Source organism: Alphaproteobacteria bacterium HT1-32 (assembly GCA_009649675.1).
Classification (GTDB): Bacteria; Pseudomonadota; Alphaproteobacteria; order Rhodospirillales; family HT1-32; genus HT1-32.
In genome coordinates this window covers 690,895-705,326 of sequence record WJPL01000001.1, presented here as the reverse complement: position 1 = coordinate 705,326, position 14,432 = coordinate 690,895, and the positions used below count along the sequence as shown (strand labels likewise).

At 59.9% G+C, this 14,432-nt stretch carries 13 protein-coding genes; 8 read left to right on the top strand and 5 right to left on the bottom strand.

Annotated features, from left to right (window positions below):
• Positions 1-61 precede the first annotated feature (61 nt).
• From GH722_03330 to zwf, 4 genes are read right to left on the bottom strand one after another with little or no spacing between them, the layout of a single operon-like run.
• Positions 62-1,693 (bottom strand): glucose-6-phosphate isomerase, encoded by a 1,632-nt coding sequence (locus GH722_03330; protein MRG70788.1) that lies wholly within the window; start codon positions 1,691-1,693, stop codon positions 62-64.
• A 37-nt stretch (positions 1,694-1,730) separates the two neighbouring features.
• Positions 1,731-3,548 (bottom strand): phosphogluconate dehydratase, encoded by a 1,818-nt coding sequence (locus tag GH722_03325; protein ID MRG70787.1) that lies wholly within the window; start codon positions 3,546-3,548, stop codon positions 1,731-1,733.
• Positions 3,549-3,563: 15 nt separating this feature from the next.
• On the bottom strand, positions 3,564-4,271 hold the full coding sequence (gene pgl / locus GH722_03320) for a 6-phosphogluconolactonase (GenBank protein ID MRG70786.1): 708 nt from the start codon (positions 4,269-4,271) through the stop codon (positions 3,564-3,566).
• Positions 4,272-4,278: 7 nt separating this feature from the next.
• Complete coding sequence (gene zwf, locus GH722_03315; protein ID MRG70785.1) at positions 4,279-5,754, bottom strand: glucose-6-phosphate dehydrogenase; 1,476 nt, start codon at positions 5,752-5,754, stop codon at positions 4,279-4,281.
• Between the two features lie 262 nt (positions 5,755-6,016).
• Here zwf and GH722_03310 point away from each other — a divergent pair, with 262 nt between their 5' ends.
• From GH722_03310 to GH722_03285, 6 genes are all read left to right on the top strand, one after another.
• Positions 6,017-7,648, top strand: coding sequence for a fumarate hydratase (locus GH722_03310; protein MRG70784.1), 1,632 nt, complete (start codon positions 6,017-6,019; stop codon positions 7,646-7,648).
• A 338-nt stretch (positions 7,649-7,986) separates the two neighbouring features.
• Positions 7,987-9,618, top strand: coding sequence for a fumarate hydratase (locus tag GH722_03305; GenBank protein ID MRG70783.1), 1,632 nt, complete (start codon positions 7,987-7,989; stop codon positions 9,616-9,618).
• Entirely contained in the window at positions 9,615-10,229 is a 615-nt protein-coding gene (locus GH722_03300) for an alpha/beta fold hydrolase (GenBank protein ID MRG70782.1), read from the top strand. Before GH722_03305 ends, GH722_03300 begins: the two co-directional genes overlap by 4 nt.
• A gap of 226 nt (positions 10,230-10,455) precedes the next feature.
• Positions 10,456-11,226 carry an imidazole glycerol phosphate synthase subunit HisF gene (gene hisF / locus GH722_03295; protein MRG70781.1) on the top strand — a complete coding sequence of 257 codons (771 nt, stop codon included), beginning with the start codon at positions 10,456-10,458 and terminating at the stop codon, positions 11,224-11,226.
• Complete coding sequence (locus GH722_03290) at positions 11,223-11,558, top strand: phosphoribosyl-ATP diphosphatase (GenBank protein ID MRG70780.1); 336 nt, start codon at positions 11,223-11,225, stop codon at positions 11,556-11,558. The genes hisF and GH722_03290 overlap by 4 nt, the downstream gene beginning before the upstream one ends.
• A gap of 4 nt (positions 11,559-11,562) precedes the next feature.
• Positions 11,563-11,925 carry an HIT domain-containing protein gene (locus GH722_03285; GenBank protein ID MRG70779.1) on the top strand — a complete coding sequence of 121 codons (363 nt, stop codon included), beginning with the start codon at positions 11,563-11,565 and terminating at the stop codon, positions 11,923-11,925.
• Between the two features lie 7 nt (positions 11,926-11,932).
• Here GH722_03285 and GH722_03280 read toward each other — a convergent pair whose 3' ends face one another.
• A complete protein-coding gene (locus tag GH722_03280; GenBank protein ID MRG70778.1) occupies positions 11,933-12,715 on the bottom strand; it encodes a methyltransferase domain-containing protein in 783 nt (260 codons plus the stop codon).
• A 162-nt stretch (positions 12,716-12,877) separates the two neighbouring features.
• On the opposite strand from GH722_03280, the gene GH722_03275 reads away from it, so the two are divergent.
• Together GH722_03275 and GH722_03270 are read left to right on the top strand one after the other, a co-directional pair.
• Positions 12,878-13,564 (top strand): FCD domain-containing protein, encoded by a 687-nt coding sequence (locus GH722_03275; protein MRG70777.1) that lies wholly within the window; start codon positions 12,878-12,880, stop codon positions 13,562-13,564.
• A gap of 60 nt (positions 13,565-13,624) precedes the next feature.
• Positions 13,625-14,422 (top strand): proline hydroxylase, encoded by a 798-nt coding sequence (locus GH722_03270; protein ID MRG70776.1) that lies wholly within the window; start codon positions 13,625-13,627, stop codon positions 14,420-14,422.
• Positions 14,423-14,432 lie beyond the last annotated feature (10 nt).

The window sequence follows — 14,432 nt, the reverse complement described above, 5'->3', positions numbered from 1 at the left end:
TGGCCGGGTCCCGGCCAGCACCGGGATGACACGGCTAAGATGGGGTTGGTCGCAGGCCCGGTCATGACTGATCTTCACGGAGGGCGGCCAGCGTGGCCCGTGTGGCGGGGTCGAGATTATCCGGGATCGCGTCGCCGTTCAGGGCGGGAACCAGCCGTTCAGCGAGTTGCTTGCCGAGTTCAACGCCCCACTGGTCGAAGGAATTGATGCCCCAGATTGTGCCCTGCACGAAGACCTTGTGTTCAAACAGGGCGATCAGCCGGCCAAGGCTGAACGGGTCGAGACGGTCCTGCAGGATCAGGGTCGATGGCCGGTTGCCGGGGAAACTGCGATGCGGTGTCAGACGGGCAGCATCCAGCTTGTCATGTTTGCCGGAACGCAGCATGGCCTGTTCCGCTTCTTCGGCGGTCCGGCCGAAGGCCAGTGCCTGTGCCTGGGCAAGACAGCTGGCCTGCAACAGGATGTGCTGCCCGGGCAGACCGTCACGTGCCTGCCGGTTCAGGATGAAATCGACGGGAATGATATCAGTGCCCTGATGCAGCAACTGAAAGAATGAATGCTGGGCATTTGTTCCGGGCTCGCCCCAGATGATCGGCCCTGTTGCTGTCGCCACCGGCGTGCCCTGTCGGGTGACCCGCTTGCCGTTACTCTCCATATCCAGTTGCTGGACATAGGCTGCAAAGAATTCGAGGCGCTGGTCATAGGGAATCAGCGCGACCGTTGGCAGGCCCATCAGATTGCGGCGCCAGATTCCGGCCATGGCCAGCAGCACCGGCAAATTGCTCTCCAGCGGGGCGGTGCGGAAATGCGCATCCATCGATGCCGCCCCCTCAAGGAACTGCCGGAAGCCGTCTGCGCCGATGGCGATGGCCAGTGGCAGACCAATCGCTGACCAGACGGAATAGCGGCCCCCAACCCAGTCGCTGAAACCGAATACCCTGTCTTCCGGGATACCGAAATCTTTCGTCGCCGGAATATTGGTCGATACGGCAACGAAATGGTCCCCGGCCTGCGGGGTTCCCGCGGCCTCCAGCCAGCGCCGTGCCGCATGGGCATTGGTCATCGTCTCCAGCGTCGTGAAGCTTTTCGAGGCGACGATGAACAGGGTTGTCGCCGGGGCGACCTGTTTCAGAATATCCGCCAGATGGGTGCCGTCCGCGTTCGAGACGAAATGCAGCCGCGGCCCGTCATGGTCCGGGCTGAGCGCCCGTACCGCCATGGCCGGTCCAAGGTCGGACCCGCCGATACCGATGTTCACCACATCCTTATAGGCCCGGCCACCGGATGCAGTGATTCGCCCGGCACGGATATCTTCGGCGAAAGCGAGGAACCGGTCGCGGGTCGTTACGATGCCGGACATGACATCCTGACCATCGACGGAAAAAGCGGCGTCCGCGGGGGCGCGTAACGACATGTGTAGTACGGCCCGGTTTTCCGTACTGTTCAGTTTCTCACCGGCGAACAGGGCATCGCGTCGTTCTGCGACACCGGCAGCCCGAGCCAGATCCAGCAGGGCGTGCATTGCCCTGCCGTCGAGGCGTTCGCGTGACAGGTCGATCAGCAGATCATCCAGCCGTGCTGTCAGCCGGGCCGGGCGGTCCGGATCATCGGCAAACAGGTCGCGCAGATGCCGGTCAGCCAGTCGGGCCTGTTCGGCGGTGAGGGTGTCCCAGCAGGTCTGAAGATCAGTCATGGTTCAGCAACATAAAGATGTTTCAGCAGATGGCATGTCAAACCAGTGGGGAGGCCCCGAAATCCGGTGAACTGACGGCCTGACGGAACAGGCGGAACAGTTCCCGCCCGGTCCCGAAATCGTTTGCGGTGAGATCCGCTTCGGCAACAGGCCGGGCGGCAAAGCTGTCCGGATCGACGTCAACGGCGATGACGCCGTCATTGGCATCGACGGTAATCACGTCACCATCACGCAGCCGCGCAATCGGGCCGCCATCCAGCGCCTCCGGGCTGAGATGAATGGCAGCCGGTATCTTGCCGGAAGCGCCGGACATGCGACCGTCGGTCACCAGAGCCACCCGTAACCCCTTGTCCTGCAGGATGCCGAGCAGCGGGGTGAGCGCATGCAGCTCCGGCATGCCATTGGCGCGGGGGCCCTGAAAGCGGACGACGATCACCACATCTTCTGTCAGCTCACCGGCCTCGAAGGCGGCTTTTACCGAGTCCTGATCGTGGAAGATGCGGGCGGGGGCGGTGGTGCAGTGGCGGTCTTCGGGGACGGCGGATACCTTCAGCACGGCAGACCCCAGATTTCCGGTCAGGCGCTTCAGCCCGCCATTCGCCTGAAACGGATCAGCGACAGTGCGCAGGATATCGTGGGAATGACTTTTCCCGGCACCATCGCGCCAGCCCAGATGGCCCTCGTCATCAAGCCCCGGCTCTTTTGTGTAATGAGCGAGACCGGTCCCGGCGACAGTCAGTGTATCGTCATGCAGCAGGCCTTCGTTCAGCAGTTCGCCAATCAGGTAGCCCAAGCCACCTGCGGCATGGAAGTGGTTCACATCTGCCTTGCCGTTCGGATAGACGCGGGCCAGCAGGGGCGTTGCTTCGGAAATGTCGGCGAAGTCTTCCGTCGACAGAATGATCCCGGCAGCGCGTGCCATCGCGGTCATATGCATGACCAGATTGGTTGAGCCGCCGGTGGCATGCAGCCCCACCATGCCGTTGACGAAGGCGCGTTCGTCCAGCACCTGTCCGGCGGGGGTATAGTCATTGCCTTCGGCCGTAATGGCCAGGGCACGGCGGGTGGCGGCCTTTGTCAGTTCCTCGCGCAGCGGCGTGCCGGGGTTGACGAAACTTGCCCCCGGCAGATGCAGCCCCATGAATTCCATCAGCATCTGGTTGGAATTGGCGGTGCCATAGAAAGTACAGGTGCCGGGCCCGTGATAGGCTGCCATTTCGGAACGCAGCAGGCCGTCGCGGTCGATTTCGCCCTTGGCGAATTGCTGGCGGACCCTGGCTTTCTCGTCGTTCGAGATGCCGGAAGTCATCGGCCCCGCCGGAATGAATATCGCGGGCAGATGCCCGAATGTCGCTGCGGCGATCACCAGTCCGGGCACAATCTTGTCACAGATGCCAAGATAGACCGCAGCATCAAAGGTGTTGTGCGAGAGGGCGACGCCGGCAGCCAGCGCAATCACATCGCGGGAAAACAGCGACATTTCCATGCCGGTCTGACCCTGTGTCACACCATCGCACATGGCGGGTACACCCCCGGCAACCTGTGCGGTGCCACCTGCTTCGCGGGCGGTGGTGCGGATCAGTTCCGGATAAGTCTCATAGGGCCGGTGGGCCGACAGCATGTCGTTATAGGCCGTCACGATGCCGAGATTCAGTGAGCGTCCTGCGGCCATGGCCTCTTTGTCTGGCAGCTCAAGAGCGGCCATGGCATGGGCCAGATTACCACAGGCCAGCCCGTTACGGGCAGGCCCCTGATCGCGGGCCTGGTCGAGACGGGTCAGATAGGCGCGGCGGGTTGGCTTGCTGCGCTCGCGGATTCGCTCGGTTACCTGATGGATCGGGTTTCTGAGGGTCATGGGCGGCTCCTTCTGTCAGGGCGCGTAATGAATATGCAGCGGCGTCCGGCCGGTCATCAAAATCCGGACCGGGGCCTCGGGCAGACTGGTCGCGGCTTCTGCACGGGCAAAGGCAGCCCGTTTCGCATTGCCGGCCATCAGCAGATGGCGGTGGCGGCTTTGTCGCAAAACCGGACCGGTCAGGGTGATACGTGATTCCAGCCCGTCCGGGGGCGTCATCAGTGCCAGAATCGCTCCGTCCTCCGGTGTCAGTGCCTGTGCCAGCTCCGGTGCTCCGGGAAACAGCGAGGCGGTGTGGCAATCCTCACCCATCCCGGCGATGCAGACATCAACGGGCTGGTGCTGGCTGAGTTCCCCGCTAACCTGCGGGACCATGGCCTCCGGCGTCATGTCCGGTCGCCAGAGCGGGATGAACACGGCTTGTGCCGCCTTGTCCCGCAACAGGGTCTCGCGGACCATGCGGGCATTTGACCGGTCGCTGTCTTCACTCACCAGACGCTCGTCTGTCAGGGTGATGACGACCTTTGACCAGTCCAGGTCGCAGGCGGATAACATCCGGTGAAAGGGGGCGGGTGTGTTGCCGCCGGAGACGGCAAGGCTTGCGGTTCCGCGGGCTGCGATGGCTTCTGATAATTCCCCGGCGACGATCTCCGTCAAGGCGATGAACAGGTCGTCGCGGCTGTCGTGAATATGCCAGAGCGGTTCGGTTGTCTGATCTGTCATCTTTGCCTCAGCCTGAAATTTCACGCCAGCGGCGTCCGTCGCGATGCAGCAGCATCAGGGCATCTTCCGGCCCTGACCCGCCGGAATCATAGGGCTGTGGTTTCAGGTTCTGATCTTCCCATGCCTGAATCACCGGATCGGTCCATTGCCAGGCAGCCTCGACCTCGTCACCCCTCATGAACAGGGTCTGGTCACCGCGTACCACATCCATGATCAGCCGTTCATAGGCATCCGGAATGCGGGTGCCCGACGGTCCAAGTGCCTCGGCGAAGGTCATGTCGAGCGGAACCTCGACCAGCCGCATGCCACCCGGCCCCGGCTCCTTGATGTTCATCCGCAGCGTGATGCCTTCATCCGGTTGCAGCCGGATGACCAGCGTATTGCAGGGCAGGCTGTCGCCTTTCCCGCCAAAGATCGAATGCGGGGCGTCCTTGAAAATGATGGCGATTTCGCTCATCCGCGCCCGGAGGCGTTTGCCGGTGCGCAGATAAAAGGGTGTGCCGGACCAGCGCCAGTTCGACACATGGGCGGTCAGGGCAACGAAGGTTTCCGTCAGGCTGTCCGCCTCACCTGCGTCTTCCTGATAGGAGGTCAGTCCGTTGCCGCCGCGATACTGGCCGCGAACGGTCATATGCGGCACGTCTTTCGGGGTGATCGGCTCCAGTGCCCGGATCACCTTCAGTTTTTCATCGCGGACGGCATCCGGCTCGAACCTTGCCGGTGGCTCCATCGCCGTCAGGCAGAACAGCTGCATCAGATGGTTCTGAATCATGTCACGCATGGCACCGGACCGGTCATAATAGCTGCCGCGGCCCCCGACGCCGATATTCTCGGCGACAGTGATCTGCACATGATCAATATGGCGGGAGTTCCACAACGGCTCGAACAGTGCGTTGGCGAAGCGGATCGCCATCAGGTTCTGCACCGTTTCCTTGCCGAGATAATGGTCGATCCGGTAGATGCGGGATTCCTCAAAGCAGGTCAGTAACTGTGCGTTCAGGGCGGCGGCGCTGTCACGGTCATGCCCGAACGGTTTTTCGACAACGATGCGGCTGTCCGGGGTGGCGATTCCGTATTCAGACAGTTTCAGGCTGATGGCGCCAAACAGGCCGGGGCCGACGGACAGATAGAAAATCCGGATACGGCCATTGTTTTTCCCCAGCCGGGAAGCCAGTTCGGACCAGCCGTCATCCCCCGTCGCGTCAACCGGCACATAACCCAGCAATGCGATGAACTGATCCAGCAGGTCACGGTTGATTTCATCAGCAGACACATAGGTTTCAATTGCTTCGCGGGCCATGGCGCGGAAACCATCGTCATCCAGACCGGAGCGGGCGGCACAGATCAGCCGGGCACCCTCCGGAACCTGTCCGGCAATCAGCCGGCGGTAGAGGGCAGGCAGGATCTTGCGCCGGGCCAGATCGCCGGTGGCGCCGAAGATTACAAGGTCGAACGGGTCAACCGGTATGGTACGAGAAACCAAGTCAGTCTCCGGAGTCTGGGTTCAGGTCAGCGGGACGCAGGGATGTTCCAATGTCAGACGATCAGCATGGCAGGCAAAATAATGTATACATTAATATCTGTCGCCTCAAGACGTTCATCCTTCTCATGTGGTGTGTGGCAGCATAACAGCAACCATATCAACATTGTGTGAAAGTCCGGCGTATCCGGGATGCTGGTATGATGGCGCTCTATTCGGATAATGCGGAAACAAATTCTGCAGATCATCATCAGGGAGACCCGCCATGCCCGACGCCGGTGCAAATTTCACTCATCAGACCATGTTTCCGCTGGCCGAGGACAAGACTGTCTATCGCAAACTGACATCGGATTATGTGCGCGAGGTCGAATTTAATGGCCGTCGGGAGCTACAGGTCGACCCGGAAGGGATTACCCTGCTGACCCGGCAGGCTTTCCGGGATGCCTCGCATCTGATGCGGCCGGGCCATCTGCAAAGCCTCCGGAATATTCTGGATGATCCGGAAGCCAGCCAGAACGACAGGTTCGTGGCTTTCGACATGCTCAAGAACGCGAATATTGCGGCAGCGGGTGTTCTGCCGATCTGTCAGGATACGGGTACGGCAACGGTGGTTGCACGGAAAGGACAGTCGGTCTGGACCGGCGCTGATGACGAGGCGGCTATCGCGCGCGGGGCAATGCAGACCTACACAGAAGCTAATCTTCGTTACAGTCAGGTCTCGCCGATCGACATGTTTACCGAAGAGAATACGGGTAACAACATGCCGGCGCAGATCGAAATTCATGCGGACAGCGGCGAGGATTACCGGTTTCTGTTTATCGCCAAAGGGGGCGGTTCCTCGAACAAAAGCTTCCTGTATCAGGAATCGAAGGCCCTGCTGACACCGGAACGCCTCACGGCCTTTATCGACGAGAAAATGCGGACCATCGGGACAGCGGCCTGCCCGCCCTATCATCTGGCGGTTGTCATTGGTGGCACGTCCCCGGAACTGACCATGAAGACGGTCAAGATGGCCTCAACCCGCTACTACGACGGGTTGCCGACAGAAGGTGGCAATACCGGCCACGCCTATCGCGATCTGGAATGGGAGGCGCGCATTCACAAGATGTCGCAGGATCTCGGTATCGGGGCGCAGTTTGGCGGCAAGTATTTCTGTCATGATGTGCGCGTCATCCGCCTGCCGCGGCATGGCGGGAGCTGCCCGGTCGGCATCGGCATGTCCTGTTCAGCGGATCGTCAGGCGCTCGGCAAGATCACCCGCGACGGCATCTTTCTGGAACAGCTTGAAACCGATCCGTCGAAATTCCTGCCGGACATCACGGATGAAAAACTCGGTGGCGATGTTGTCGAAGTCAATCTCAACCGGCCGATGGCCGAGGTTCTGGCGCAGTTGTCGCAATACCCGGTCAAGACGCGGCTGTCGCTGACCGGCACGCTGGTTGTCGCCCGGGACATTGCCCATGCCCGCATCAAGGAGCATCTCGACAGTGGCAAGCCGATGCCGGATTACCTGAAGAACCACCCCGTCTATTATGCCGGTCCGGCCAAGACGCCGAAGGGCTATGCTTCCGGCTCGTTCGGTCCGACTTCGGCCCAGCGCATGGATTCCTATATCGACCAGTTCCAGGCGGCTGGCGGATCACTGGTCATGCTGTCGAAGGGCAATCGTGCCGCTTCCGTGACACGGGCCTGCAAAACTCATGGCGGGTTTTACCTCGGTTCCATCGGCGGTCCGGCGGCCCGCCTTGCCAAGGAATGCATCCGCAAGGTCGAGGTGCTGGATTATGAAGATCTCGGAATGGAAGCGGTCTGGAAAATCGAGGTCGAGGATTTCCCGGCCTTCATCGTCATCGACGACAAGGGCAACGATTTCTTCCGGGAATTCATCACCATGTAACCGGACGTTCAACTCGTCCGGAGATTTCCTCATCTTGAGGAGGGCCGACGGCCCGTCTCGAAAGATGTCGGGCGGGTGCCAGGCCAGAGGTTCCCTGCATCCTTCGAGACGCAGCTCTGCTGCTCCTCAGGATAAGGTGCTCGTGGGTTTTATCTGTGCGGTTGGGGAATTCCTCATCTTGAGGAAGGCCGCAGGCCTGTCTCAAAAGATGGTGAGCAGGCTGCGGCGGATCATGCCGGGCAGGCTGTCGGTAGTCGCTGGAAAATACGGACTTAATGGCGATAATGACGGCAACGATCCCGTATCGCTTTCCATTACCAGACCAGAGAGGCCACGCCATGCCCGACGCCGGCGCAGATTTTTCACATCAGACGATGTTTCCACTCAGTAAGGATACGACCCCTTACCGCAAACTGACCTCTGATCATGTCCGGGAAATAGATTTCAACGGCGGCAAGATGCTGCAGATTGATCCGGAAGCGATCACCCTGCTGACCCGTGAAGCTTTTCACGATATCTCGCATCTGCTGCGCCCGGCGCATCTGGAAAGCCTGAGCAATATTCTCAAGGACCCGGAGGCCAGCCCGAACGACAAGTTCGTGGCCTTCGACCTGCTCAAGAACGCGAATATTGCCGCCGCCGGTGTATTGCCGATGTGTCAGGATACCGGCACGGCCATTGTCATGGGCAAGAAAGGCCAGCGCGTCTGGACCGGCTTCGATGATGAGGAAGCCATCGCCCGTGGTGTAATGAAAAGCTATGCCGAGGATAACCTGCGTTACAGTCAGGTCTCGCCAGTCGACATGTTTGCCGAAACCAATACCGGCACGAACCTGCCGGCGCAGATCGAGCTTTATGCGGATCAGGGTGATGCCTACAAGTTCCTGTTCATGGCGAAGGGTGGTGGCTCGGCAAACAAGAGCTTCCTGTATCAGGAAACCAAGGCGCTGTTGAATCCGGAACGTCTTGCCGCTTTCATTGATGAGAAGATGCGGACGCTGGGCACCTCGGCCTGCCCGCCCTATCACCTCGCCATCGTTATCGGTGGCACCTCGGCAGAGCTGACCATGAAGACGGTCAAACTGGCCTCGGCCAAATATCTCGACAACCTGCCGACATCGGGCGGTGACACGGGGCACGCCTATCGCGATCTCGAATGGGAAGCCAAAGTGCTGGAGATGTCGCAACAGCTTGGCATCGGTGCGCAGTTCGGCGGCAAGTATTTCTGCCATGATGTGCGGGTAATCCGTCTGCCGCGCCATGGCGCCAGTTGCCCGGTCGGCATCGGTGTTTCCTGTTCCGCTGACCGTCAGGCGGTTGGCAAGATCACCCGTGACGGTGTGTTTCTGGAACAGCTGGAAACCGATCCGTCAAAATATCTGCCGGAAGTGACGGATGAAATTCTCGGCGGTGATGTGGTTGAAGTTGACCTGACGAAACCGATGCCGGAAATCCTGAAGCAGCTTGCCGAATGCCCGGTGAAAACCCGGTTGTCGCTGACCGGCACCCTGATTGTGGCCCGCGATATTGCTCATGCCAAGATCAAGGACCGGCTGGATGCGGGTGAGCCGATGCCGGACTATCTGAAAAATCATCCGGTTTATTATGCCGGCCCGGCCAAGACGCCGACCGGTTATGCCTCCGGCTCCTTCGGGCCAACCACGGCAGGTCGTATGGATGCCTATGTCGAGCAGTTCCAGGCTGCCGGCGGCTCAATGGTGATGCTGGCCAAGGGCAACCGGTCGGCGGCAGTTACCCGTGCCTGCAAAACCCATGGCGGGTTCTATCTCGGTTCGGTCGGCGGTCCGGCGGCACGTCTGGCACTGGATTGTATTACCAAGGTCGAACAGGTCGAGTATCCGGAACTGGGTATGGAAGCGGTCTGGAAGATCGAGGTGAAGAACTTCCCGGCTTTTGTCGTTGTGGATGACAAGGGCAATGACTTCTTCCGGGAATTCATGAAACCGTGACGGAAATCCTCTATAACGGCCGGGCGGATGCAGACCGGACCATTGTCCTGACACACGGGGCGGGGGCTGCCATGGACAGCCCCTTCATGGATGCATTCGCAAAAGGTCTGGCGGCGGAAGGTCTGCGGGTGGCGCGGTTCGAGTTTCCCTATATGGAACGTCGGCGCCGTGATGGCACGAAGTCACCACCAGACCGGGCCCCGGTGCTGCTGGATTGCTTCCGCGACGTTATTAAGGAATTCAAACCGGGAAGTCTGATTATCGGTGGTAAATCCATGGGGGGCAGGATCGCGTCGATGGTGGCTGATGACTGCGGGGTTCGTGGTCTGGTTTGCCTGGGTTATCCGTTTCATGGACCGGGTAAGCCGGTGGGCAACCGGCTGGACCATATGAAACGGATCCGCACGCCCACCCTGATCTGTCAGGGCGAACGGGATTCCTTCGGTACGAAGCTCGAAGTCCAGCAATACGAAATGTCGGGCAATATCCGGGTCGAATGGCTGGTGGACGGTGATCACAGCTTCAAGCCACGCAAGGCCAGCGGCCTCAGCGAACTGGATAACTGGCGCAAGGCCATCAAGATCACAGCCGCTTTCGCCCATCGCTGCTGAAGCGGGGTGCTGCCGCTTTTGGTTCTGCCGGCATCCTTCGAGACGCGCTTTCAGCGCTCCTCAGGATGAGGTCGTATTAAATATCAGGGCCTCATCCTGAGGAGCAGCGCAGCTGCGGCTCGAAGGATGCCGGTGAAGGACGGATCATCACGACACTTCGGGTTTCCGGTATGCGGGCAGGCTGAAATCCTTTGTCTCTCCGCCGCTCCGCCGTTAAGAAATCTCCATGTTAAAAATGCGCGTTATTCCCTGTCTCGATGTCGCCAATGGCCGGGTGGTCAAGGGCGTCAATTTTGTTGACCTGATTGATGCCGGTGACCCGGTCGAGCAGGCGAAGCTGTATGACCGCGAGGGTGCGGACGAGCTTTGTTTTCTCGACATTACCGCCAGCCATGAAGGCCGGGATACCATTTATGATGTGGTGCGCCGGACGGCGGAACAATGTTTCATGCCGCTGACTGTCGGTGGCGGGGTGCGCACGACGGAGGATATCCGCAAGCTGTTGCTGGCCGGTGCCGACAAGGTGTCGATCAACACGGCGGCGGTGACCAATCCGGAATTCGTGCGTGAAGCGTCAGAGAAGTTCGGGGCGCAATGCATCGTTGTGGCCATTGACGCAAAGTCGGTCGGTGAAGACCGGTTTGAAATCTTCACTCATGGCGGCCGCAAGCCCACGGGTATCGACGCCGTGGAATGGGCGAAGAAGATGGAAGCTTATGGCGCGGGTGAAATCCTGCTGACCTCAATGGATCGCGATGGCACCCGCATCGGCTTCAACCTGCCGCTGACCCGGGCGGTCGCTGACGCGGTGCGTATTCCGGTTATCGCCTCCGGTGGTGTCGGAACGCTCGACCATATGGTCGAAGGCATTACCGAAGGTCACGCGACGGCTGTGCTGGCGGCCTCAATCTTCCATTTCGGGGTATTTTCGATCCGCCAGACCAAGGAACATATGCGCGCGGCCGGTGTGCCGGTCCGGCTGGAGGATGTGGCATGAGTGGCGTTGACAGGGCGGCGGTTCTGGACCGGTTGTTTGCGACAATCGAATCCCGTAAGGGCGCTGATCCGGCCAGTTCGCATACGGCAAAGCTGTTCGCGAAGGGAACCGGCAAGATTGCCCAGAAGGTCGGCGAGGAAGCGACGGAGACAGTGATCGCGGCCCTGAGTGAAGGTCCGGATGCCGTGAAGTCAGAAAGTGCCGACCTGATCTATCACCTGATGGTGCTCTGGGCCGATGCGGGCCTGACCCCGGCAGATATCTGGGCGGAACTGGAACGGCGCGAGGGTGTCTCCGGCATTGCCGAGAAAGCATCGCGGAAACAGGAGTAGACCGATGGCCTATGATGATCAGAATATCTTTGCAAAAATCCTGCGGGGCGAAATCCCCTGTACAAAGGTGGATGAAGACGAGCACGCCCTGGCCTTTCTTGACATCAATCCACTGGCGAAAACCCATGTGCTTGTCATCCCGAAAGGGCCCTATACTTCCTTCGATGATTTCTCCGCCAACGCGTCAGAGGCCGAGATCGCATCTCTGATCCGCATGATTGGCAAGATTGCCCGCGAACAGGGTATTGCCGGATCAGGCTATCGTATTCTGTCGAACATTGGTCGTGATGCTCGTCAGGATGTTCCGCATCTGCATATTCACCTTTGTGGTGGTCAGGACCTTGGACCGATGCTCAAGCTGAGCTGATCTGAGGTCAGGCGGTGCCGCGGATGAGGTAGCGCTGTATCGACATGCTGCGCAGCCGGAAGCCGAGCGGGCGTCCGCTTCGCTGCTGGCGCTTCAGGTCGGACAGCGGATCGATCCGGATATCGGTGAAGCCGGCATCAGCCAGCAGTCCGGCAATTCTTGACGGCGGTGCGCCGTTAATACCAAACGGCAGCAGGGCATCAATTTCCGGATAGGGACTTCCCGGATCGGTCAGGCCCGGCGGGCCGTTTGTCTTGACCGGGTCGGGTTCGGCCAGTGATGCCATCCGGCGCAGCAGACTGGCCAGCAGGCTGTTGTCACCCCAGTAGCCGTCAACGATGAGCAGACGCCCGCCCGGTGCCAGCAGTTCGCGCCAGCGGGCGATGGCTTTCTCCGGATTGGGCAGCGTCCAGACGAGATGGCGTGAAATGATTCCGTCAAAGGGGCCTTCCGCCGGAAAGGGGTCTTCGGCATCGCCGAACAGGATGCTGGCCCGGTCGCCGATCCGGGCCCGTGCCCGCTGCAACATGGACTCGGCCAGATCAAAGGCCGTTACCTGACAGCCAGCTTCACAGAGCAGATCAGTGATAATGCCGGTTCCGCATCCGAGCTCAAGGATACGGGGGTTGTCCCCTTCCAGATGGGTACGCAGCAGTTGCTTCCAGGCATCACGTTCCGGCCCCTGGCGAATTGCGTGGGACGGGGCTTCGTCGAATGTCTCGGCGCGACGGTCCCAGTAGGCCGCGATCTCGGTCTTGATATCGTAGTTCGGGCGTTCTGCCTGCGACATGGAAGGTGTCCGTTATATTAATAATTGCGAATAATTATCAGTATTAAAAATTACCCGACGCGTTGACAGACGCCAAGTTTTCTTTGCGGCCCTGCGGACAATAATCTTGTCTGAAACAGATCACTATGGCATACGGAATTCCGTATTCGGGATTCAAAAACTATGATTACACCTATTCAGCCACGTGGCGACCTTGTCGATGAAGTCTATCAACGCCTTAAAGATGCAATACTTTTTGGCGATCTGGAGGAGGGTGCGGCGCTGGTTCAGTCAGATCTGGTTGAGCAGCTCGACGTCTCCCGTCAGCCGATCAGCCACGCCCTGACAAAACTGCATCAGGAAGGTCTGGTGGTCGAACGCGGGCGTCGTGGCCTGATGGTTTCTCTGGTCGATGCAGACAGGTTGCTGGCGCTTTACCAGGTCCGGGCGGCGCTGGATGGTCTGGCGGCGCGGCTGGCGGCGACACGGATGAGTGACCGGGTTATCAGTGCCAGCGACATGATGCCGCTTGAACAGGTCATGGACCGGGGGTGGAAAGCAGTCCGCAAGGACGCAACCCGGGAACTGATCGGAGCAGATGTTGCCTTCCATCAGGGGGTCTATGACCTCAGCGGCAACCCGGCTATCGGGGAGATGGCCAGCACCGCCTGGCCACATTTCCAGCGGTCGATGGGGCTGGTTCTGACGGTGCGTGAAAACCGCGAACTGTCCTGGAAAGAACATCGCGCCATTCTGGAGGCTATCGGGAACGGTGATGTCGAGCTTGCCGAAAAACGTGCCCGTGACCATGCGGAGCGGGCGGGGCGAGCGACCAGCGAACGGCTTCGGCTGCGCCACGACGCAGCCTGATTTCAATCCGACATTCAAATGAAGCCGGGCAGCAACAGACCCGGCAATGGGAGAGAGACGATGAAACTGACCGACGAACAGATTGCCGAATTCGACGAACAGGGCTACCTGTTCCTGCCGAATTGCTTTTCTGAAGCGGAGATTGTGGCGCTTCGTGAGGAGGCGCAGGGTATCTATGCGTCTGACCGCGAGGAAGTCTGGCGGGAAACCTCCGGTGCGCCGCGGACGGCGTTTGCCGCGCATACCTATAACGAGGCCTTCCGTCTGCTTGGCGCACATCCGCGCCTGATTGAGCCGGTCAGCCAGTTCTTTGGCGAAGATGTCTACATGCATCAGTTCAAGGTTAATGCCAAGGCGGCCTTCGACGGCGACGTCTGGCAGTGGCATCAGGATTACGGCACATGGGCGCGCGATGATGGCATGCCGGAGCCGCGGGCAATGAATATTGCGGTCTTTCTGGATGAGGTCATGCCGATCAACGGCCCGCTGATGTTCATTCCGAAAAGTCACAAGCACGGCACGCTGGAAGCCGGTCACGATTTGCAGACCACCTCCTATCCGCTCTGGACGCTGGACAAGAAGACGGTCACCGAACTGGTTGAGGAAGGGGGTATCTATGCCCCGACCGGCCCGGCCGGTTGTGTCATGATGTTCCATGGCAATCTGGTTCATGCCAGTCCGCCGAACATCACGCCCTATCCCCGCACCATCGTTTATCTGACGCTGTGCGCGGTCTCCAATCACATCACCAAATTTACCCGCAAGGAATGGATCGCCCATCGTGATTTTACGGCTATTGAGCCGGTTGCCGATGATGCGCTTGCGAGCTTTGCCAGAAACCGCCGTCAGGCCGCTTAAAGGACATACA

What these genes read in the sequence shown, in the direction of transcription:
- GH722_03330 (MRG70788.1), bottom strand. Translation starts at nt 1,693, where the DNA reads ATGACTGATCTTCAGACCTGCTGGGACACCCTCACCGCCGAACAGGCC.
- GH722_03325 (MRG70787.1), bottom strand. Translation starts at nt 3,548, where the DNA reads ATGACCCTCAGAAACCCGATCCATCAGGTAACCGAGCGAATCCGCGAG.
- pgl (MRG70786.1), bottom strand. Translation starts at nt 4,271, where the DNA reads ATGACAGATCAGACAACCGAACCGCTCTGGCATATTCACGACAGCCGC.
- GH722_03310 (MRG70784.1), top strand. Translation starts at nt 6,017, where the DNA reads ATGCCCGACGCCGGTGCAAATTTCACTCATCAGACCATGTTTCCGCTG.
- GH722_03305 (MRG70783.1), top strand. Translation starts at nt 7,987, where the DNA reads ATGCCCGACGCCGGCGCAGATTTTTCACATCAGACGATGTTTCCACTC.
- hisF (MRG70781.1), top strand. Translation starts at nt 10,456, where the DNA reads ATGTTAAAAATGCGCGTTATTCCCTGTCTCGATGTCGCCAATGGCCGG.
- GH722_03290 (MRG70780.1), top strand. Translation starts at nt 11,223, where the DNA reads ATGAGTGGCGTTGACAGGGCGGCGGTTCTGGACCGGTTGTTTGCGACA.
- GH722_03285 (MRG70779.1), top strand. Translation starts at nt 11,563, where the DNA reads ATGGCCTATGATGATCAGAATATCTTTGCAAAAATCCTGCGGGGCGAA.
- GH722_03280 (MRG70778.1), bottom strand. Translation starts at nt 12,715, where the DNA reads ATGTCGCAGGCAGAACGCCCGAACTACGATATCAAGACCGAGATCGCG.
- GH722_03275 (MRG70777.1), top strand. Translation starts at nt 12,878, where the DNA reads ATGATTACACCTATTCAGCCACGTGGCGACCTTGTCGATGAAGTCTAT.
- GH722_03270 (MRG70776.1), top strand. Translation starts at nt 13,625, where the DNA reads ATGAAACTGACCGACGAACAGATTGCCGAATTCGACGAACAGGGCTAC.